The sequence below is a fragment of the Allobosea sp. P2_A10 genome (assembly GCF_056405115.1).
Genome location: NZ_JBFUCS010000010.1, coordinates 14637 through 33947, shown reverse-complemented (window position 1 = coordinate 33947; position 19311 = coordinate 14637). Strand labels below are relative to the sequence as shown.

Genomic DNA, 19311 nt, shown 5'->3' with positions numbered 1-19311 from the left:
TCCCATGATTCAAGTCACCCCGTCCATCGCGATCGACGAGAGCGAACTGGAAGAAAGCTTCGTGCGCGCCTCGGGGCCGGGCGGCCAGCACGTCAACAAGGTGTCGAGCGCGGTCCAGCTCAAATTCGACATCCGGCGCTCGCCCTCGCTGCCAAACGACGTCGCCGTGCGCCTGATGAAGCTTGCCGGCAGCCGGCTGACGCAGGACGGCGTCATCGTCATCGTCGCGCAGGCGCAGCGCAGCCAGAAGCGCAACCGCGAGGAGGCGCTGGAGCGCCTGCTGGAGTTGATCCGGGAAGCGGCCGTTCGTCCCGTGATTCGCCGGGCAACCAAGCCGACCAAGGCCTCCAAGGAAAGGCGGCTGGTTTCCAAGGACAAGCGCGCCTCGATCAAGGCCGGCCGCTCGAAGCCGGGGACCGATTAGTGGCGGAAGACGCGCCCGCTGTAGCGCGCGACAAGCGGCCTGAGCGCCGGCCGCCGCGCAAGATCACGCCCGATTATCTGCAGCGCGCCGCGATGCACTATCTCGAACGCTATGCCGCGCCCTCGGTGCAGTTGCGCCGCGTGCTCCAGCGCAAGGTCGTACTGAGCTGCCGCCATCACGGCGACGAGCCCGCCCGGTTCGAGGCGATGCTCGACGCGGTGGTGGCGCGCTGCGTTTCGTCGGGCCTCGTCGACGACCAGCGCTTCGCCGAGGCGCGCGCCGCGAGCCTGCGACGAAAGGGCCAGTCGGCGCGGGCCGTCGCCGGCAAGCTCGCGGCCAAAGGCGTGCCGCGCGATCTGGTGGCCCGGCACAGCGCCGCGAGCGAGGAGCAGGAACTGGCGGCGGCGCGAATCGCCGCAAAACGTAAGCGCCTCGGGCCATGGAATCGTGGTGACCGTACTGCGTCGCGCAGTAAGGATTTCGCCGCACTTGCGCGAGCGGGCTTCGGCATCGCGATCGTCCGCGCGGTCATCGACGGCGCGGACGACGGTGTCGAGCCGTAGGCTCTGCCCACTCCTCGCTTGCGGCGCTGTGTCGGGCAACCAGCTCGCAACGCCATTCGACGGCGGCTCCGGCACGCGCAAGTGGTGACCAGACCGGAGACGCTTGAGATTGACTTCGCCTGCATCGCCGTCGATCAGGGAAGCCATGAGCCGCCTCGACAGCATGATCCGCCGCCTTCAGGCGCAGCGCCTGGTTCTCGACTGGGCCGCCGCCGGCATCGTCGGGCGCGATGGATTCGTGCTCGAGCTCGGGCTTGGCAATGGCCGGACCTACGACCATCTGCGCGAGATCCTGCCGGGGCGCGAGATCCACGCGTTTGAGCGCGAGGCCAAGGCCAATCCGCGCTCTCTGCCGCCGGTCGACAGGCTCGTGCTCGGTGATATGGCGCAGACCCTGCCGGCCTTCGCGGCCGAGCATGGTCGCAACGCCGTGCTGCTCCATGTCGACGCCACCACCGGCGTGCCCGAGCGCGATGCGATCGCACTTTCCTGGCTGCCGGGTCATGTTGCGATGCTGGCTGCCGACGACGCGCTGGTGGTCAGCGGTTCGGAGCTGGCGCATGCGGCGCTGGTCGCGACGGCCTTGCCCGAAGGCGTTCCGGAGGGGCGCTACTTTGCCTATCGCCGCCTGCCGGAGCGGGTCTAGGCGAGGTAACCTCGCGATAGCGCCGGCGCAGCCGCGCGCACGAAGCAGGCGGCTTGCGTTCCCGACGCCGTCGCGATGAGGGCAGGGCGTGCAGTGGGGCAGATATCCTCGCGGATCGGGCAGCGGCTGATGAAGGGACAGCCCGGCGGCGGCGCCAGCGGGCTCGGCAGATCGCCGGTCAGGATGATCTTTTCACGGCGCCTTTGCAGGACGGGATCCGGCAGCGGGATCGCCGACAGCAGAGCCTGCGTATAGGGGTGTCTTGGCGCTTCGAACATGGCGTCGACCGGGCCGCTTTCGGCCGCTGTGCCAAGATAGAGCACGATGACCTCGTCTGCGATGTGCCTGACCACCGAGAGGTCGTGCGAGATGAAGAGATACGCCAGATTCAGGTCGCGTTGCAGTTCCAGCAGCAGGTTCAGCACCTGAGAGCGTATGGAAACGTCGAGCGCCGAGACCGGCTCGTCGAGGATCAGCAGGCGCGGCGACAGGGCGAGCGCGCGCGCGATGACGACGCGCTGGCGCTGGCCGCCCGACAGTGCGCTCGGCAGGCGTTCCGCGAAGGCCGCCGGCAGGCCGACCCGGTCGAGCAATTCGGCGATGCGGGCTTGCCGGTCGCGGCGTGTCCGGCCGGCGATGGCCAGCGGCTCACCGATGCTGTCGGCGATACTCATCTTCGGGTTGAGCGCCGCGCTCGGGTCCTGGAAGACGATCTGGATGTCCTGGGCGAGCGCTGCCCTGTCCGACCCGCGCAGGCCGGTGATGTCGCGCCCGTCGAACATGACGGTGCCGCCGGTAGCGTGTTCCAGCCCGATCACCGCGTAGGCGGTCGTCGACTTGCCGCAGCCGGATTCGCCGACGAGCGCGAGTGTGCGGCCGGCTGCGACGTCGAAGGAGACGCCATCGACGGCCTTGACCACCCCGCCGGGCGTCCCGACGCCGCGACGCAGCTTGAAATGAACCTTCAGATCACGGACCCGAAGCAGGGGATCAGCAGCGTCGCTCATGCCAGAGCCCCGACTTCGGCCGTGTGCCAGCAGGCCGCAGCGTGGCCGGCCTCGACAGCCGATAGTGGCGGCGCAGCCAGGCAATTTTCGTCGGCGAGCGGGCAGCGCGTGCGGAACCGGCAGCCATCAGGCCAGGATTCGGCGCTGGGAACCATGCCCTCGATGGTGCGCAAAAGCGCCTTGCGCTGCCCCTGCAGGGTCGGGATCGTCGCCAGCAGGAGCTTGGTATAGGGGTGGCGCGGCGCGGCGAATATAGCGTCCACCGGGCCGCTCTCGACGATGCGCCCGCCATACATCACGCAGACATCGTCGGCGAGATCGGCGACGACGCCCATATCATGGGTGATGAGCACGATCGCCGTGCCGACATCCGCCCGCAAGCCCCGCATCAGGTCGAGGATCTGCGCCTGGATCGTGACGTCGAGCGCCGTGGTCGGTTCGTCGGCGATGAGCAAGGCAGGGCGGCAGATCAGGGCCGAGGCTATCATGATGCGCTGGCACATGCCGCCCGAGAGCTCGAACGGGTATTGCCGCGCGCGCCGCGCCGCATCGGGAATGCCGACGCGGGTCATCATCGCGATCGCTTCTTCGCGCGCGGCGCGATGCGACAGGCCGCGATGCAGGACCAGCGCCTCCTCGACCTGCTCGCCGACGCGCATCAGCGGGTTCAGCGACGCGACCGGCTCCTGGAAGATGATCGTTGCCTCATTGCCCCTGACCTCCGAGAGGCCGGTTTCGGCGAGCGTCGTCAAGTCGCGGTCATTGAGCCTGATCGCGCCTTTCCTGACCGTAGCCGCCTTCGGCAAGAGGCCGAGCACCGAGAGCGCCGTCAGGCTCTTGCCGCAGCCGGACTCGCCGACGATGGCGAGGATGCGACCCGAGCCGACTTCAAGCGAGACATGATCGACGATGCGGTTGCCGTCGATCTCGATGACGAGATCGTCGATCGCCAGGACGGGCGGTTCCGTCATCGTCATGCCGTCGCCGCCACCACCGCGGCCCATGGCGAGGTCGGGTGGGCCATGCCGGTGAAGCCGCCATTGTCCGAGACCATCACGGCAGACGGAATCGAGAAGTTCACCGGGTAGAGCGTGTCCTCGACGATCTCGACTGGAAAGGCGCTGGCGACAGCGGCTGCTACATCCGCCTGCGCCCTTGCGTCGATCTTGATGCGCGGCGTCGAGGCGTCGATGCGCGGGCGGTGGAAGACCTCCTCCAGCGACAGGCCGAAATCGGCCAAGCCGGAGATCAGTTGAAGCACGGTCGGGAAAATCGTGCGCCCACCGGCTGCGCCAATGGCTAACATCGGGCGGCCGTTCCGGCTCAGCACCAGCGGGCACATGTTGGCGAGCGGCTTCTGGCCTGCCGCTATGCTGTTGGGCTGGCCGGGACGTGGGTCGAACCACATCATACCGTTGTTCATGATGATGCCTGCGTTTGGCAACGCGACCTTGGCGCCGAAGCGCGAGAGCAGGGTGTTGGTCAGCGAGACCATCGTGCCATCGCGATCGACCACGCTGACATGGGAGGTGCAGCCAGCCTGGGGTGTGGCCGCATGGCCGAGCGTGGTCAGGCGCGTCGCATAGGCCGCGCGGATTGCGCTGGCATAGAGCAGGGCGGTTTGGGCCGGCGAGGTTTCGCGCGCAAGTGGTCCCGCCTCCAGCCTTGCGGCCGCATCGAAGAAAGTCGGGCCGCCGCTCAGGCCGGGAATCGCGGCGATGTCGAAGTCGCGGTAGCGTCCGGTCAACGGCGGAGCCCAGGTCACGTCATAGGCCGCGAGGTCGGCGGCGCGGATCGCCGAGCCGCCGGCTTCGAGATCGGCCGCGATCATCCGGGCGGTCTCGCCCTCGTAGAAATCGCGCGCGCCGGCCTTGGCCAGTCGCCGCAACAGCTTCGCTTTCAAGGCCATCGGCTTGAAGCGCTGCGTGTCCGCTCCGGCCTTGGGCGCATGGCCGTTGTCGAGTAGCAGCGCCGAGAGCGTGGGATCGCGGGCGAGGCCGGCCGCTTCGATCGCGATGCAGAGCGCGGCGAACCAGTCGATCTCAAGCCCGCGCTCGGCGTGCTCGATCGCCGGCTGGAGTGCGTCCTGCCATGACAGCGTGCCGTGACGTTCGAGCGCGGCGGCGAAGCCCGCAACGGCGCCGGGCACGCAGATCGCGCCATAGCCGGAGACATTGCGATCATCGACCACCGAGGGCCATGAGAACCAGTTGCCGGCCTGTTCGCCGGCAAGAGGATAGTCCGCAGGATCGAGACCGGCTGCGGCGCGCACGTTGAAATCGAGCGTTTCGGTCGCGCCGGTTCGGCCGTCGGCGTGGACGAGGAAACCGCCGCCGCCGATCCCGGAAAGCCAGGGCTCGACGGTACTCAGCACCAGCGCGGTGACGACGGCTGCATCCATGGCGTTGCCGCCCCGCGAGAGCACGGCTGCTCCAGCTTCCGCCGCATAACGGTTCTGGGCTGCGACGAGGCCATCGGGCGAATGGACGGCAGGCCGGCGGACGGTGAAGGTCTGCATCAGCGGACCGTCCTGAAGCGCAACGGGCCGCTGGCTTCGGCCAAGCGCAGCGGCACGCTGAAACGCGTTGCATTGGCGCTTGCCGCGTGGTGCTCCGCAAGTTCGCCGACGGTTGCGATCCAGACGCCCGGCGAGGCGGTTACGACGTCGAGGAGCTTTTCCAGCATGCGGACGCGGCCTGCGCGGCCGGAGATCCAGTCATGGATCGTCAGCATCATCATGCGGCCCTCGCGATGCAGCACATGCCATTCGTCGAGCCAGGCATCGAGGACGCCGCCTTGCGGGGAGGGCGGTCCCTTGTCGGTCGGGCTGCCGGTGAAGCGGAAATAGATCGCGTCATCCACCGCCCAGAGCACCGGGACCTGCGTCACGCCGTCGATCGTGTAGGGGTGGTCGAAGCCCATCAGAGAGGAATCATAAAGCCCGCGCCGCTTGACCTCGGCCAGCATGGCAGGCGTCATTTCCCAGGCCGGCGAGCGGAAGCCCTTTGGAACGACGCCGGCCTGGCTCTTGAACAGCGCCAGCGACTCATCGATCGCGCGGGCGAATTCATCCGGGCCCGCTTCGGTCGCGAGCTCATGGAAATAGCCATGCAGGCCGATCTCGTGGCCGCGTTCGACGAAGGCCGGCAGCAGCTCGGGATGGTTTTTTGCCACGAGGCCGGGCACGAACATCGTCGCTTTGACGCCGTAGCGGTCGAGAAGGTCGAGGATACGCCAGATGCCGATGCGCGGCCCAAACAGCCGCTGCTCGATCTGGCCGAGCGTGGCGGGAGCGTCGGCTGCCAGGTTCCACTGATAGGGGCTCTCGGCGTCGACATCGACGCTGAAGCAGAAGGCGCTGGTTTTGCCGGCGGGCCATTCATAGCCGGCTTTGGGGTCGCTCGCGGGTGCCATGTCTCGCCTCCCTCTAGAGCGCGCTCTTCTTGTCCTGATGGACGGCAAGCGATCCGATCGAATTGCCGCCGTCGACGGTCAGGGTCGCGCCGGTGACGTAGGACGACAGATCGCTGGCGAGGTAGAGCAGGGCGTTGCCGACATCCTCGCGCGAGGACGGGCGGCCGAGCGGAATCTGCGAGACCGTGCTGCGGATATGCGCCTCGGTCAGTCCCGAGACCTTGCTGCCGGCGGCAAAGCCGGGCTCGAGCGCGTTCACGCGGATGCCGTATTCTGCGAGTTCGACACCAAAACCCTTGGTCAGGCGATCGAGTGCCGTCTTGGAGGTGGAGTAGACGCAGGCCGTGCGGCGCATCTTTCGCGAGGCGCCCGACGAGATGTTGATGATCGAGCCCTTGACCTGCCTGCGCACCATCTGTGTCGCGATCTCGCGGGTCAGGATGAAGGGCGCACGCAGATTGACCGACAGGATGCGGTCGAACTCCTCGGTCGAGGTGTCGAGCAGAAAGCCGCTTGGATAGATGCCGGCATTGTTGACGAGGATGTCGACAGCGCCCCAGCGCTTGCCGATCTCGTCCGCCAGCGTCTTGATCGAGGCTTCGTCGGTCAGGTCGGCCGCCTTGGTGAAGCTGTCGCCGCCAAGGCCGAGCCCTTTTGCGAATGCGTCGAGATCGTCCGTCTTCGCGTCGGTCAGCGCCAGTGTCGCGCCGGCCTCGTACAACGTCTCGCAGATCCAGCGGCCGATCACGCCGCAGGCGCCGGTGACGAGCGCACGCTTGCCCTTGATGTCGTCGAACATGGGTCAGGTCCTCAGAATCTGATTAGTGGGAGCATGATGTGATCAAAAAGCCGGTTCCCACTTTTTGGCATCATGCTCAGCGGAAACGGGGATCGAGGCGGTCGCGGACGGCGTCACCGGTCAGGTTGACCGAAAGCACGAGCACGAACAGGCAAAGGCCCGGCAAGGTCGCGACCCACCAGGCCGTAGCGACATAGTTGCGTCCGGTCGACAGCATCGCGCCCCAACTTGCCGTCGGCGGCTGGACGCCGAGACCGAGGAAGGACAGTCCCGCCTCGAACAGCACCATCAGGCCGAATTCGAGCGTCGCGACGACGCAGACCGCGCCGATGATGTTGGGCAGGATGTGGCGGAACAGCACGCGCAGGCTCCCTGCGCCCATCAATGCGGCGAGCCGGACATAGGGCATGGTCGCAACCGACAGCGTCTGGCTGTAGGCGACGCGGGCGTAGCGCGGCCAGCGGGTCAGCGCGAGCACCATGATCACGTTGACGAGGCTGGGCCCCAGCACCGCGACCGTGATGATGGCAAGCAGCACCGCGGGTATCGAAAGGAACACATCGACGACGCGCATCACCGCGATCTCGATCCAGCCGCGCCTGTAGCCCGCGATCATGCCGAGCGTCGTGCCGACAGTGCCCGACAGGATCACAGAGGCGAAGGCGACGACGAGCGAGACGCGCGCGCCATGGATGATGCGGCTCAGCAGGTCGCGGCCGAGTTCGTCGCTGCCGAGCCAGTAGTGAACATTGCGTGAGATCGTGCCGGGCGGCTTCAGCCGGCCGACGAGGTTTTGCTGATTGGGGTCGTAGGGCGCGAGCCATGGCGCGAAGACCGCCGCGACCACCACGAGCGCGACGATCGCCAGCGGCCACCAGCGCATGAGCGGGAGCCTGCGGCGCGAGTGCGGGGCGGCGATCGCACTCATCGTGCGCCGTCCAGCATGATGCGCGGATCGATCAGACTGTAGAGCACGTCCGAGAGCAGGTTCAGCGCCACCGTGACGAACGCTCCCATCAGCACGACGCCTTGCACGATCATGAAGTCGCGCGCCAGGATCGCCTGCACGGTGACCTGCCCAATACCGGGCCAGGCAAAGACGGTCTCGACGATGACCGCGCCGGCGAGAAGATTCGAGATTTCGAGCGCGGCCACCGTGACCAACGGGATCGATGCGTTGCGCGCGATGTGACGCAGCAGCAGCCGCCCGGTGCGGACGCCGCGCGAGCGGGCGGTGCGGGCATAGTCCTTCGAGAGTTCGTCGAGCAGGGCCGAACGGGTGATCCGCGCAAAGGTCGCCATGCTCAGCAGGCCGAGCGCGAAGGAGGGCATCACCAGATGCGACAGGTTGCCGGTGGAGGAGGGCGGCAGCCAGCCCAGCAGCACCGAGAAGACCAGGATCATCAGGATGCCGCTCCAGAAGGTCGGCATGCTCTGTGCCGCCAGCACGAAGCCGGCAGCGACCCTTGCGATTGCGCGATCGCGGAAGATCGCCAGCAGGATGCCGATCGGCACGCCGATGCCGCAGGCGACGACGAGCGCACCCGCCGCCAGCATCAGCGTGTAGGGCAGCCGCGAGGCGATGATGGTCAGCACCGGCACGCGCTGCACCACGGACTGGCCGAGATCGAACCGGAGGAGCTCTCCCAGGAAATCGAAATACTGGATGATCAGCGGCCGGTCGAAGCCGAGCGCGGTGCGTAGCGCATCGACATCGGCCCTGGTCGCGGTTTCCGGCACCAGCAGATAGGTCGGATCTCCGGTCAGGCGCTGGACGAAGAAGATCAGCGTCACCACCCCCAGGATGGTGAAGAGCGCCTGACCGATGCGCTGGAGCAGGAAGCGTTGCATCAGAAACCTTGCACGAGCCTCAGTCGGTCCAGCTCATGCGGTTCAGGAACATGCTTTCGTTCGGCGTCGGCTGGAATTGCAGGTTCTTGGCCGCGCCATAGATCACGACGGCCTGATAGAGCGGCACCAGCGGCACCTCTGTGGAGATGAGCTCGTGGACCTGGCGGTAGGCCGCCAGCCGCTTGTCCTTGTCGAGCGTCTGGCGCGCCTCTTCGAGCAGGCTATCGGCCTTGGGGTTGCGATAGGCCGACCAGCCGCTGCTCTTGTGGATCAGCGGAAAGAGCACGCCGTCCGCATCCTGGCAGGCGCAGGACCAGCGGCCGAAGCTGAGGGTCGAGGTCGTCTCGGGGCCAGCCTGCGAGCGTTTGAGATAGGTCGCCATGTCCGACATGCCGATCTTGACGTTGAGACCGGCATCGCTGAGCTGCTGCTGGATCGCCTGGACGATGCGCTGGTCGAAGACCGGCGCGGTCGAGAGTTCGATTTCGGCCTTGGCGGCAGGACCGGCCTCCGCAACCAGCGCCTTGGCTTTGGCGAGGTCGAAGCCCGGACCTTTCATGCCGTCGATCCAGCCGAAAGAGGCCGGCGTCAGCAATTGCGCGACAGGCTTGTCGAAGCCGCCGAGCAGGCCGTCGACCAGCCCTTCCTTGTCGATGGCGTGCGCCGCCGCCAGCCGCAGCTTGACGTTGTCGAAGGGCGGCTTCGTCGTATTGAGCCTGAGATAGGCGACACGCTCGGTCAGGCCGATCAGAGCCTTGGCCTTCGTCGCGGCTTTGAGCTGACCGGCCTGGTCGGCGTCAAGCGTCACGCCGAGATCGCTGGCCCCGGCCTGAAGATTGGCCAGACGCGTCGCGCCGTCGGGCACCGCACGAAAGATCACGGCCGGGAAGGGGCCTTTGGGACCCCAATACGCGTCGTTGCGCGCCAGCGTGACGGCGACGCCGCGCTGCCAGCCCTCGAACCTGTACGGGCCGCTGCCGACGGGCTTGAGGTTGAAGGCGTCCTTGCCGACCGCCTCGACGATCGCCTTGGGCACGATCGAAAGCTTGACGAGCTGGGCCAGCAGCGCCGGATAGGCGCCGTTCGTGGTGAGTTTCACCTTTGTCGGCGAGAGCGCGACGGCGTCGGTGATCTTGTCGAACTGGCCGAGCTGCGGGCTGCCGAACTTCGGATCGGTGATGCGCTTGACGCTGTAGGCGACATCCTCGGCCGTCAGCTTCGAGCCGTCATGGAAGGCGATGTCGGAGCGCAGCTCGAACTCTATTTCGGTGTCGGACGTATATTTCCAGCTTGTCGCGACCTGCGGGACGATCTCGCCCTTGTCGTCGCGGGTGACGAGATTGTCGAAGATGTTGCGGTAGACATAGTAGCTGTCGGGGTTCCACTGCACCTGCGGATCGAGCGAGGAGGGCTCGTTGACGAGGTCGATCACGAGCCGGTCCTTGGCTGCATGAGCGGGTGCGGTCGTCGCGAGAAAGGCTGCGGCCAGCGCGGCCAGGAGATGGGGCTTCCGCGAGAGGATCGTCATCACTGCTGCTCCTTCGTCAGGGGGATCGGGTTGTCCGTGATGGGGCGGGCGGCACGACGACGCGCGGACCGTGCCGCCGGCTGTCCCAGCCGGGGTGAAATCGCCATGAAGCCGTGAGCCACCGCGTCGGCGAAACGGTCGTTCTCCTGCGCGATGGCGAGAGCGGCCGCATCGGCATCTCCCGCGATCAGCGCCGTCACCAGCGCGCGACGGTCGGGTGGTGCGATGACGTGGCCGGAGAGATCGAACTGGCGCAAGATCCGGTCGGCATGGTCCCAGATTTCGCACAGCCAGCGCCGGGCAAACGGCCCTGCACTGGCCGCGAGAGCATCGCGGATCCGGCGCTCGGCAGCGCGTGCCGTCGCCAACGCCGCCGGTTCGGCCCGGCCCGAGACTGAATCGACCATGCCCAGCAGGGAGGTCAGCGCGTCGCGGGTGTGCTTGCCGAGGCGTTGCGTCGCAAGCGACGGCTCGAGCCGGCGACGCCCATCCAGCACGGCAGCGATCAGCGGGCCGTCGATGGGCTCTATGCGCCAGCCCTGCCGCGCGTGGCGGCTGACGAAGCCCGCGGTCACCAGTTCCGTCAGCGCGACGCGGATGCTGGCGCGCCCCAGGCCATAACGCTCGGCCAGCGCGGCTTCATGAATGAACGTGCCCGGCTCAAGTTCGCAGGCGATCATCGCCTTGCGAAGCCGGCGGCTCGCCACATCCATGCGCGCTTCGGCGGCGGGCGCTGCGGACGTGCTGCCAAAGGGGGAGGAGGTGTCGAGCATTGCGGTAATCTGAAACGCTCTGTGAGATTTCACAAGTATTTTGTGACATTTTTATTTTGCGTGAGGCGGGTGCGACGTCGTCTTGAAATTCATGGCCCGGCGCGCGCCGAAACGACGCTTGCTGGCCGCAACCTGTCATCCCGCCAATGCCGTTGACGGGTCGAGCTGGCTTGGCCAGTCTGCTGCCGTTATTCCGGACTTCAGGGCAGCGCTCCTCTGGCTTAAGCAGCCAGTCGCAGCGCGGGTCCGGTCTGTGAGAGCCAACCAAAGGAGCCGACGCATGTCCCGCAGCGAACAGTTCGAGAAGGGCCTGAAGGTCCGCCGCAAGGTGCTGGGAGCAGAGTATGTCGACGGCAGCCTCGCCAAGGCCGACGATTTCATGATGGCGTTTCAGGAGATCACCACCGAATGGTGCTGGGGCTATGCCTGGACGCGGCCGGGTCTGGAGCACAAGACGCGCTCGATGCTGAATCTCGCCATGCTGACGGCGTTGGGCAAGCCGGCCGAACTCAAGCTCCACGTCAAGGGCGCGCTGGCGAACGGCGTGAGCGTCGACGAGATCAAGGAAGTCCTGCTCCACGCCACCGTCTATTGCGGCATCCCGGCGGGGCTTGATGCCTTCAAGGCGGCCCATGAGGTGCTGAAGGCGGAGGGGGCGGTGCCTGCGGACAGGTGACGGGTAGCGGTGCGGTCGCAGTGGCCGCAACCCCAACATTCAATTCGCATAAGACATATTATGGAACTAAAATGCCTATCCACAAGCACCTGATGGGCGCGTTTCAGTCCGGCGCTGTGACCGTCATTCCATCAAACGCGACTTCAATGTCGTTGGGCAACCGTCTGGAGAGGCTGGCGTAATCGAGATCGACATGGAGATTGGTCAGGACCGCGCGATGCGGTCTTAGCTCGGCGATCGCAGCCAGCGATTCCTCCAGGCTGAAATGGCTCGGATGGCGCGTCTCGCGCAGGCAATCGAGGATCAGGATGTCGAGCCCGCGCATAGCGGCGAAGGCCGGCGGCGGAATCAGGCTGACATCGGGCAGATAGGCCAGCCCGCCGAACCGGAAGCCGAGCGCCTCGTAATTGGGTCCGTGTTCGACGGCGAACGGCTCGGCTGTGATCGCGCCGCCGGGACCATCGATCGTCACGGTCGCGCCAGCGGTCATCGGCCTGAGATCGAGGATCGGCGGATAGGCGCTGCCCGGCGGCGTCTGGAAGATGTAGCCGAAGCGCTCGTGCAGCGAGACTGCCGTGACCTTGTCGGCATGGACCGGGATCCTGCGGCGCATATGCAGCACGATTGCGCGCAGATCGTCGATGCCGTGGGTGTGGTCGGCATGATCGTGGCTGTAGAGCACAGCGTCGAGATGGGTCACGGCGGCGTCGATGAGCTGCTCGCGCAGATCCGGCGAGGTGTCGACGATCAGACGTGTCGTGCCGGCGGCGCCTTGTTTCTCGACCATGATCGAGCAGCGGCGGCGGCGGTTTTTGGGATTGGCGGAGTCACAGGCGCCCCAGCCGGAGCCCGGGCGCGGCACGCCGCCCGACGAGCCGCAGCCGAGGATCGTGACCGTCAGCGCCATGCGGATCGCGATCTCATGCGACCCGTGCGACCGGCGCGGCGTCGTCCATCTTCCAGTAGCAGCGGCGTGCATTGGCCGTGGTCAACGCGGCAATCTCGTCATAGGACATGCCGAGCGTCTGTCCGAGGACCTTCGCTGTTTCAACGACATAGGACGGCTCGTTGCGCTTGCCTCTGAACGGAACGGGCGCAAGATAGGGCGCATCGGTCTCGACCAGCAGGCGTTCCGGCGGGACGAGGCGGGCGATCCGACGCAGCTCTTCCGAGGTCTTGAAGGTCAGGATGCCGGAGAAAGAGACATAAAGCCCCATCTCGACCCCGGCCATGGCCAGCGCTTCGCCGGCGGTGAAGCAATGGAGGATGGCGGGGAAGGCGCCCTTCCCCATTTCCTCGCGCAGGATCGCTATCATGTCGTCATCGGCCTGGCGGGAATGAATGACGAGCGGAAGCTGCGTGATCCGGGCCGCCGCGATGTGGACGCGCAAGCCGTGGGCCTGCGCCTCGCGTGGGCTCTTGTCGTAGTGGTAGTCGAGGCCGGCCTCGCCGATTGCGACGCAACGGGGATGATGTGACAGCGCCACAAGCTGCTCGGCTGTGACGTCGAGTTCCTCATGCGCGCCATGGGGATGCGTGCCGACGCTGCACCAGACCGAGGGAAAGCGCTCGGCGATTTTGGCATAGGTTTCGAACCGCGCGACGCGGGTCGAGATCGTCACCATGCGGGTGACGCCGGCGAATTCCGCGCGGGCGACGTAAGTGGGCAATTCCTCGGCGAAATCGGGAAAGTCGAGATGGCAGTGGGTGTCGATCAGCATCAGACGCCCTTACCCGATGCGCCATCGCCGGCCTCGGGCTCGACATAGCGCGGGAAGATGCCGCTTGGCGCTGGCAAGGCGACGCCGGGCACCAGCCGTCCCACTTCGCCGAGCCCGGCGAAACTGCGGCTGTCGGCCGCCACACCGAGGAGGTCGAGCAGTCGCGCCGACGCCTCCGGTATCACCGGCTGCACCAGGATCGCGACCTGACGGAGAACTTCCGCCGTCACATAGAGCACCGTGTCGCGCCGGGCGGGGTCGCTCTTGGTCAGGCGCCACGGCTCGTTGGCTGCGAAATAACGGTTGGCCTCCGCGACGACGGCCCAGATTTCGGCCAGCACGGTATGAAGCGCGAAATCGGTCATCGCGATACGCGCCCTCGCGAGCGCGCCGTCAGCGAGACCCAGCATCGCGGTGTCTCCCTCGGTCAACGCGCCGCAGGCCGGCACCCTGCCCTCGCAGTTCTTGGCGATCATCGACAGCGAGCGCTGGGCGAGATTGCCGAGGTCGTTGGCAAGGTCCGCGTTGATGCGACCGACGATCGCCTCGTGGCTGTAATTGCCGTCCTGGCCGAAGGAAACCTCGCGCAGGAAGAAATAGCGCAGCTGGTCGATACCGTAGGCATCGGCGAGTTCGAAGGGATCGACGACATTGCCGAGCGACTTCGACATCTTCTCGCCCTTTGAGAGCAGGAAGCCATGGCCGAAGACGCGTTTGGGCAATGGCAGCCCGGCCGACATCAGGAAGGCCGGCCAGTAGACCGTGTGGAAGCGCACGATATCCTTGCCTATGATGTGGACGTCGGCCGGCCAGTAATGCGCGCGCGGATCGCCCAGGTCGGGAAAACCCGTCCCGGTGACGTAGTTGTTCAGCGCGTCGACCCAGACATACATCACATGCTTCGGGTCGCCGGGCACGGGCAGGCCCCAGTCGAAAGTCGTCCGGCTGATCGACAGATCCTCGAGCCCGCTCTTCACGAAAGAGACGATCTCGTTCCTGCGCGTCGGCGGCGAGATGAAGTCGGGGACATCCTCGTAGAGCTTCAGCAGCCTGTCCTGATAGGATTTGAGGCGGAAGAAATAACTCTCCTCCTCGACCCATTCGACCGGCGTGCCCTGCCCGCCCAGCCGCGTGCCGTCACCTAACAGCGTCGTCTCCTCCTCGCCATAGAAGGCTTCGTCGCGCACCGAATACCAGCCGGCATATTTGGCGAGGTAGATGTCGCCATTGGCCTCCATCCGCCGCCACAGCTCCTGTGTCGAGGGCAGATGGTCGGTGTCGGTGGTGCGGATGAAACGGTCGAACGAACAGCCCAGCCGCTGCTCCATCTCCTTGAAGCGCGCAGCGATGCCGTCGACGTAATCCTTCGGCGCGAGCCCGGCCTGGGCGGCGGTGCGCTGCACCTTTTGGCCGTGTTCGTCGGTGCCTGTCATGGCGAAGACGTCGTAGCCGTCGAGCCGCTTGAAACGGGCGATCGCGTCCGAGGCCACCATCTCATAGGCGTGGCCGATATGGGGCGGCCCATTCGTGTAGTGAATGGCGGTCGTCAGGTAGAATTTAGGGGCCGTGGCCATCAATCGTCCGAAGCGTTCGCTTCACGCTGCGCGCGAGCGGGCAACCGCATCCGACAGATCATGAAACATGGTCATCACGAGCGGGCGGCGATCGAGATTGTAGGTTTCCACCTCGCGGGCTGCTCGCCCAAGCTTTTCCCATACCTCCGCCAGCGGTGCAAGGCGGGCCGGACCAGCAGCCGCATGCGCGTGGAGATGGTCGCCGAGCCAGCTCTGCACGGCGTCGATCATCACCCAGAAATCGCCCTCGCCAGCCTTGCCGGCGACATCCTCGGCCAGCGCCAGCAGGGCGGCGACATCGACGCCGGGCAGCGCGTCGAGCCTGGCGCGCACCGCCTCGACCAACGCCAGCGTCTCGGGATCGACATAGGTCAAGGCGCGGCGCACCGAGCCGTCGGCGAAACGCGCGGCGCGCGGAACCGCCGAGGCGTCGAAGGCGCCGCCCATCCGCTCCAGCGCCAGCAGTCCGGCCTGCTCGACATCGGCTTCGGACAGCGCATCGAAGCTCAGCAGCCGGCAGCGCGAGCGGATCGTCGGCAGGATCCGGCCCGGCGCATGGGCGACGATCAGGAACAGCGCACGCGGCGGCGGCTCCTCCAGCAGTTTCAGCAAGGCGTTGCCGGCCGAGCGGTCCATATCCTCGGCCGAATCGACGATGCAGACGCGCCAGCCGCCCTCGGCCGCACTGGAGCCGAAGCGGTCAAGCACGCGGCGCACCGCATCGACCGGGATGTTGCTGGTGTAGCCCTTGCCGTCCGTCTTGGCGATGCGCCGCAGGATATGCAGATCGGGATGCGACTGCGCCATGATGCGCCGCGTCGCGGGATCGCCCTCCGGCATGGCGAGCGTGCCGGCCTTGCCCGCACGCTGCGTCGGCTCCCCAGTCGCCAGCATGAAGCGGGCGGCGCGATAGGCGAAGCTCGCCTTGCCGACGCCCTCGGGGCCGCCGAGCAGCCAGGCATGGTGCATCCGGCCCGACGCCAGCGCGTCGAGCAGCGCCTGCTCCTGCGCGCCACGGCCGACGAGCGCCAGCGTCTCGCGGGGATGCGGCGCGTTGGGCAGGCGGTCGGGTTCGTCGCTGGCTGGCAGCATCAGGCGTCCTGCGGCAGGGCAAGGCGCTGTTTCAGCACGGCCCATGCCGCGTCGGCAAGCATGTCGGGTGGCTGCGAAGCGTCGAGCACGGCGCAACGCTCCGGCTCGGCCTCGGCAATCGCAAGGAAAGCCTCGCGGAGCTTTCGGTGGAAGGCGAGCGTCTCGCTTTCGAAACGATCCTTGATTTCGCCGGGCCCCCGTCGGCGAGCGGCGCGTGCGAGGCCCATCTTCGGATCGAGATCGAGAATCAAGGTCAGGTTCGGCATCAGGCCGTCGATCGTGACCTGTTCGAGTTCGGCCAGGAGTTCCCGATCGATCTCGCCGAGCACGCCCTGGTAGACCCGCGTCGAATCGAGGAAGCGGTCGCAGATCACCCAGTCGCCGCGCATGAGCGCCGGCCGAATTCTGCGGTCGATATGGTCGATCCGGGCCGCCGAGAACATCAGAGCCTCGACGAAGGGGCCGTGCTGCTTGACCTGCCCCGACAGGATGGTCTCGCGGATGGCCTCGGCTTTGGTCGAGCCGCCGGGCTCGCGCGTCAGTTCGACACGCAGGCCGTATGTGGAAAGCCGCTCCGCAAGGGCCTTCGCCAGCGTCGACTTGCCGGCCCCTTCCCCGCCCTCGAGCGTGATGAAACATCCTGGAGTCACGGGTGGCGGTCGCTCAGCTTTTCTTCAGGGCCTTGCGGACCCAACCGGTCGAGACCTCCAGCAAGGCATCGAGAGCGCGCTGCTGCAGGGTGCCGGGTGCGACGGTCGCGGCGGCGTAGAGCGGGATTTCCAGCGTCTTGACGTCGCCGCGCGTGACCAGCAGGTGACCGATCTCGGCGCCCTCCTGCACCGGCGCGACCAGCGGCCCGCGATAGACGATGCGCGCATTCAAGCGGTCGCTGACGCCGCGCGGCAGCAGCAGGCTGATCGGGCCCTTCGCCTTCAGCCCGACGCGGCCCTTCTCGCCGCCGTAGACACTGGCCTCGCCGATGATCTCGCCCTCCCCAAAAACCCGGCGCGCCTCGAAGGCGCGAAAGCCCCATTCGAGCAGCTTGCGTGCCTCCTGGGCGCGGTCGCGCGCGGTCTTCAGCCCGTTGACGACGACGATCAGGCGCTGGCCGTTCTGCACGGCCGAACCGACCAGCCCGAAGCCGGCCTCGTCGATATTGCCGGTCTTCAAGCCGTCGGCGCCGATATCCATCGTCAGAAGCGGGTTGCGGTTCTGCTGCTTGATCTTGTTCCAGAGGAATTCGCGCTGGCCGAAGATCTTGTAGAGCTCGGGATAGGTCTTGATGATGTGGTCCGACAGCCGCGCCATCTCGCGCGCGGTGACCTTCTGCTGCGGGTCGCCCATGCCCGTGGCATTGCGGAAGACCGATTTCGTCAGGCCGAGCGCGCGCACGCGCTCCGTCATCAGCCGGGCGAAGCTCGCCTCGTCGCCGGCGACGGCTTCCGCCAGCGCGATCGCGGCATCGTTGCCGGACTGGACGATCAGGCCGTTCAGGATATCCGACAGCTTCACGCGGCTGTTGAGCACGGCAAACATCGTCGATCCGCCGGAGACGCCGCCGCCCTTGCGCCAGGCGTTTTCGGAAATGCTGATCTCGCTGTCGAGGGTCAGGCGTCCCTGCGCGATTTCCTCGAAGGCGACGAGCGCGGTCGCGATCTTGGCGAGGCTGGCTGGCACCATCAACTCGTCGGCGGCTTTTTCGTAGAGCACCGTGCCGCTGGCTGAATCGAGCAGCACGGCATAGGGCGCGGCCGACTGGAAGCTTTGCGCCTGCGCGGGGTGATTCGATAGCGCCAGCGTCGCGACCGTCAGCTCGGCGACGCAGAGCAGCATCGCGACCAACCGGGCCGGCAGGACTTTACCCGAAATAGCGAAACCGCTCATGCCCCGATCTGAAGCAGAGGCAGGCTCGGGCGGTCAAGCCCGGCTTCGGTCAATTGCGCGCGAGAGGCTGCAGCGTCTGCGGAGCGAGGTCGCGGGCCAATGGATGCGTCTTGGCGAAACGCTGGGTCGGAGCGCGTTCGGGCGCGGCGAAAAGGCTCGCCACATTGGTGCGGACCGGCGGCTGCGGCGCCGTCACCAGCGACCGGATGACGACGGGTGTGCCGGCATTCGCAATGGTGTCGAGATCGAAGGGGCGGTTTGGCGGCAGCGGCGCGCCGCGGACCGGAACGCCCGGGCTGTTGGCGATCGAGGAGGCGGCTGAGACCAGGCTGGCGGCGACCGGAGTGCTCGGGGAGATCGTGCGAACTGGCTCGGCATAAGCCTGGGCGACCGGCTGGCGGACAGGTTCCTGGCGCTGGATTTCCTGACGAACAGGCTCTGCCGGCGTCTCGTCGAGATTGGCGCTGGCATAGCGGCCGGCAGCCACCGGAGACGAGCTTGCGACCAGCGTCGGGGCGCTGGTGCCGGGGATCGCGGCCGGCTGGCCATCAGTGCGGAGCGTCGCCAGCAGAAGCTTGTCGTCGGAGCCGGCAAGCGAGGCCTGGCCGAGATATTCGAGCTTGATGCGGGCCGTGCCGAGATGGCGGAAGGCCAGCGCCTCGGCCGTCCGCTGCGAGACGTCCATCACGCGGCCGCCATGATAGGGGCCGCGATCATTGACGCGCACGATGATCGAGCGGTTGTTCAAGACGTTGGTGACGCGGGCATAGGCCGGCAGCGGCATGGTCGGGTGCGCCGCACTGATGCCGTTGCGATCATAGACCTCGCCATTGGCGGTGCGGCGGCCGTGAAAGGCCTCGCCATACCATGATGCGGTGCCGACCGCGGTATAACCGACCGGCTTTTCATAGGGAGTGTAGCGCTTGCCGGCGACCGAATAGGTCTTGCCGATTAGCTGACGCCCGCCGCCCTTGGGAACCTCTTGCCCTTCCTCGACGACGCGAGGGCTGGCCGGACCGTATTTCGACTGCGGAAATGCGCCGATTTCCTTGGACTTGCCGCGATGCGCGACCTGGTTGCCGGCGCAATTGGCGAGAAAGAGACCCGCAAGGGCGACGCAACCAATCCGGGCGACGCGCGTTGTCAGGTCGAGATTGCCGAGGCGGTCCTGCCCGGTCGCGAGATCAAGCGATTCCGGGGGCTGTGAACCTTTGCCTCGCATCATCCCGTCGATCCGCTTTCTGCGCCGAAATTCTGGTACGCCGACCTGCCATATGAGCGGCGAAAGTCCAGTTTTCCGACAATCCCGTTAAGGCATCGTTAAGCGGCGCTGCGATCGGAGCAAGACCGTAAACGGAA

The 19311-nt window shown here is 66.7% G+C and carries 20 protein-coding genes; 4 read left to right on the top strand and 16 right to left on the bottom strand.

The annotated features are described in order from the left end of the window. Positions 1-4 precede the first annotated feature (4 nt). The 3 genes from arfB (at position 5) to AC1DZY_RS15360 (ending at position 1633) form a co-directional block, all read left to right on the top strand. Positions 5-424 (top strand): alternative ribosome rescue aminoacyl-tRNA hydrolase ArfB, encoded by a 420-nt coding sequence (gene arfB, locus AC1DZY_RS15370; RefSeq protein ID WP_476820998.1) that lies wholly within the window; start codon positions 5-7, stop codon positions 422-424. Next, entirely contained in the window at positions 424-987 is a 564-nt protein-coding gene (locus AC1DZY_RS15365; RefSeq protein WP_476820997.1) for a regulatory protein RecX, read from the top strand. Before arfB ends, AC1DZY_RS15365 begins: the two co-directional genes overlap by 1 nt. Positions 988-1132: 145 nt before the next feature. Then, complete coding sequence (locus AC1DZY_RS15360) at positions 1133-1633, top strand: class I SAM-dependent methyltransferase (RefSeq protein ID WP_476820996.1); 501 nt, start codon at positions 1133-1135, stop codon at positions 1631-1633. On the opposite strand, the gene AC1DZY_RS15355 is transcribed toward AC1DZY_RS15360, so the two are convergent. The 9 genes from AC1DZY_RS15355 to AC1DZY_RS15315 all read right to left on the bottom strand — a co-directional run bounded on the left by AC1DZY_RS15355 (position 1630) and on the right by AC1DZY_RS15315 (position 11005). Then, positions 1630-2640 carry an ABC transporter ATP-binding protein gene (locus AC1DZY_RS15355; RefSeq protein ID WP_476820995.1) on the bottom strand — a complete coding sequence of 337 codons (1011 nt, stop codon included), beginning with the start codon at positions 2638-2640 and terminating at the stop codon, positions 1630-1632. The genes AC1DZY_RS15360 and AC1DZY_RS15355 overlap by 4 nt on opposite strands. Next, positions 2637-3611: an ABC transporter ATP-binding protein gene (locus AC1DZY_RS15350; RefSeq protein WP_476821148.1), complete on the bottom strand. Its 975-nt coding sequence runs from the start codon at positions 3609-3611 to the stop codon at positions 2637-2639. Before AC1DZY_RS15350 ends, AC1DZY_RS15355 begins: the two co-directional genes overlap by 4 nt. Before the next feature lie 2 nt (positions 3612-3613). Continuing rightward, positions 3614-5158 (bottom strand): gamma-glutamyltransferase family protein, encoded by a 1545-nt coding sequence (locus tag AC1DZY_RS15345; protein ID WP_476820994.1) that lies wholly within the window; start codon positions 5156-5158, stop codon positions 3614-3616. Next, positions 5158-6054, bottom strand: a complete 897-nt coding sequence (locus AC1DZY_RS15340; protein ID WP_476820993.1) for a polysaccharide deacetylase family protein — start codon at positions 6052-6054, stop codon at positions 5158-5160. The genes AC1DZY_RS15345 and AC1DZY_RS15340 overlap by 1 nt, the downstream gene beginning before the upstream one ends. Before the next feature lie 13 nt (positions 6055-6067). Continuing rightward, positions 6068-6853 carry an SDR family NAD(P)-dependent oxidoreductase gene (locus tag AC1DZY_RS15335; protein WP_476820992.1) on the bottom strand — a complete coding sequence of 262 codons (786 nt, stop codon included), beginning with the start codon at positions 6851-6853 and terminating at the stop codon, positions 6068-6070. A gap of 76 nt (positions 6854-6929) precedes the next feature. After that, entirely contained in the window at positions 6930-7781 is an 852-nt protein-coding gene (nikC, locus tag AC1DZY_RS15330; protein ID WP_476820991.1) for a nickel transporter permease, read from the bottom strand. Then, positions 7778-8704, bottom strand: a complete 927-nt coding sequence (locus AC1DZY_RS15325; RefSeq protein ID WP_476820990.1) for an ABC transporter permease — start codon at positions 8702-8704, stop codon at positions 7778-7780. Before AC1DZY_RS15325 ends, nikC begins: the two co-directional genes overlap by 4 nt. A gap of 19 nt (positions 8705-8723) precedes the next feature. After that, entirely contained in the window at positions 8724-10232 is a 1509-nt protein-coding gene (locus tag AC1DZY_RS15320; protein WP_476820989.1) for an ABC transporter substrate-binding protein, read from the bottom strand. Next, positions 10232-11005 (bottom strand): GntR family transcriptional regulator, encoded by a 774-nt coding sequence (locus AC1DZY_RS15315; RefSeq protein ID WP_476820988.1) that lies wholly within the window; start codon positions 11003-11005, stop codon positions 10232-10234. The genes AC1DZY_RS15320 and AC1DZY_RS15315 overlap by 1 nt, the downstream gene beginning before the upstream one ends. Positions 11006-11285: 280 nt before the next feature. Here AC1DZY_RS15315 and AC1DZY_RS15310 point away from each other — a divergent pair, with 280 nt between their 5' ends. After that, the gene (locus AC1DZY_RS15310) at positions 11286-11681 is read left to right on the top strand and encodes a carboxymuconolactone decarboxylase family protein (protein ID WP_476820987.1); all 396 of its coding nucleotides are present in this window, start codon (positions 11286-11288) and stop codon (positions 11679-11681) included. Between the two features lie 103 nt (positions 11682-11784). Here the strand turns inward: AC1DZY_RS15310 and AC1DZY_RS15305 are convergent, their stop codons facing one another. The 7 genes from AC1DZY_RS15305 to AC1DZY_RS15275 all read right to left on the bottom strand — a co-directional run bounded on the left by AC1DZY_RS15305 (position 11785) and on the right by AC1DZY_RS15275 (position 19177). Then, a complete protein-coding gene (locus AC1DZY_RS15305; protein WP_476820986.1) occupies positions 11785-12588 on the bottom strand; it encodes an MBL fold metallo-hydrolase in 804 nt (267 codons plus the stop codon). Positions 12589-12601: 13 nt separating this feature from the next. Beyond that, positions 12602-13402 carry a TatD family hydrolase gene (locus AC1DZY_RS15300; protein ID WP_476820985.1) on the bottom strand — a complete coding sequence of 267 codons (801 nt, stop codon included), beginning with the start codon at positions 13400-13402 and terminating at the stop codon, positions 12602-12604. Beyond that, positions 13402-14976, bottom strand: a complete 1575-nt coding sequence (metG, locus tag AC1DZY_RS15295) for a methionine--tRNA ligase (RefSeq protein ID WP_476820984.1) — start codon at positions 14974-14976, stop codon at positions 13402-13404. The genes AC1DZY_RS15300 and metG overlap by 1 nt, the downstream gene beginning before the upstream one ends. Before the next feature lie 21 nt (positions 14977-14997). Continuing rightward, positions 14998-16068 (bottom strand): DNA polymerase III subunit delta', encoded by a 1071-nt coding sequence (locus AC1DZY_RS15290; protein ID WP_476820983.1) that lies wholly within the window; start codon positions 16066-16068, stop codon positions 14998-15000. Beyond that, entirely contained in the window at positions 16068-16718 is a 651-nt protein-coding gene (tmk, locus tag AC1DZY_RS15285; RefSeq protein WP_476820982.1) for a dTMP kinase, read from the bottom strand. Before tmk ends, AC1DZY_RS15290 begins: the two co-directional genes overlap by 1 nt. A 13-nt stretch (positions 16719-16731) precedes the next feature. Then, a complete protein-coding gene (locus AC1DZY_RS15280) occupies positions 16732-17901 on the bottom strand; it encodes a D-alanyl-D-alanine carboxypeptidase family protein (RefSeq protein ID WP_476821147.1) in 1170 nt (389 codons plus the stop codon). 100 nt (positions 17902-18001) lie between these two features. Beyond that, positions 18002-19177 (bottom strand): septal ring lytic transglycosylase RlpA family protein, encoded by a 1176-nt coding sequence (locus AC1DZY_RS15275; protein WP_476820981.1) that lies wholly within the window; start codon positions 19175-19177, stop codon positions 18002-18004. Between the last annotated feature and the right edge of the window lie 134 nt (positions 19178-19311).

Excerpts from the sequence above, each read along its gene's own strand:
- arfB (WP_476820998.1), top strand. The coding sequence starts at position 5 with ATGATTCAAGTCACCCCGTCCATCGCGATCGACGAGAGCGAACTGGAA.
- AC1DZY_RS15360 (WP_476820996.1), top strand. The coding sequence starts at position 1,133 with ATGAGCCGCCTCGACAGCATGATCCGCCGCCTTCAGGCGCAGCGCCTG.
- AC1DZY_RS15355 (WP_476820995.1), bottom strand. The coding sequence starts at position 2,640 with ATGAGCGACGCTGCTGATCCCCTGCTTCGGGTCCGTGATCTGAAGGTT.
- AC1DZY_RS15350 (WP_476821148.1), bottom strand. The coding sequence starts at position 3,611 with ATGACGGAACCGCCCGTCCTGGCGATCGACGATCTCGTCATCGAGATC.
- AC1DZY_RS15345 (WP_476820994.1), bottom strand. The coding sequence starts at position 5,158 with ATGCAGACCTTCACCGTCCGCCGGCCTGCCGTCCATTCGCCCGATGGC.
- AC1DZY_RS15340 (WP_476820993.1), bottom strand. The coding sequence starts at position 6,054 with ATGGCACCCGCGAGCGACCCCAAAGCCGGCTATGAATGGCCCGCCGGC.
- AC1DZY_RS15335 (WP_476820992.1), bottom strand. The coding sequence starts at position 6,853 with ATGTTCGACGACATCAAGGGCAAGCGTGCGCTCGTCACCGGCGCCTGC.
- nikC (WP_476820991.1), bottom strand. The coding sequence starts at position 7,781 with ATGAGTGCGATCGCCGCCCCGCACTCGCGCCGCAGGCTCCCGCTCATG.
- AC1DZY_RS15325 (WP_476820990.1), bottom strand. The coding sequence starts at position 8,704 with ATGCAACGCTTCCTGCTCCAGCGCATCGGTCAGGCGCTCTTCACCATC.
- AC1DZY_RS15320 (WP_476820989.1), bottom strand. The coding sequence starts at position 10,232 with ATGACGATCCTCTCGCGGAAGCCCCATCTCCTGGCCGCGCTGGCCGCA.
- AC1DZY_RS15315 (WP_476820988.1), bottom strand. The coding sequence starts at position 11,005 with ATGCTCGACACCTCCTCCCCCTTTGGCAGCACGTCCGCAGCGCCCGCC.
- AC1DZY_RS15310 (WP_476820987.1), top strand. The coding sequence starts at position 11,286 with ATGTCCCGCAGCGAACAGTTCGAGAAGGGCCTGAAGGTCCGCCGCAAG.
- AC1DZY_RS15305 (WP_476820986.1), bottom strand. The coding sequence starts at position 12,588 with ATGGCGCTGACGGTCACGATCCTCGGCTGCGGCTCGTCGGGCGGCGTG.
- AC1DZY_RS15300 (WP_476820985.1), bottom strand. The coding sequence starts at position 13,402 with ATGCTGATCGACACCCACTGCCATCTCGACTTTCCCGATTTCGCCGAG.
- metG (WP_476820984.1), bottom strand. The coding sequence starts at position 14,976 with ATGGCCACGGCCCCTAAATTCTACCTGACGACCGCCATTCACTACACG.
- AC1DZY_RS15290 (WP_476820983.1), bottom strand. The coding sequence starts at position 16,068 with ATGCTGCCAGCCAGCGACGAACCCGACCGCCTGCCCAACGCGCCGCAT.
- AC1DZY_RS15280 (WP_476821147.1), bottom strand. The coding sequence starts at position 17,901 with ATGCTGCTCTGCGTCGCCGAGCTGACGGTCGCGACGCTGGCGCTATCG.
- AC1DZY_RS15275 (WP_476820981.1), bottom strand. The coding sequence starts at position 19,177 with ATGATGCGAGGCAAAGGTTCACAGCCCCCGGAATCGCTTGATCTCGCG.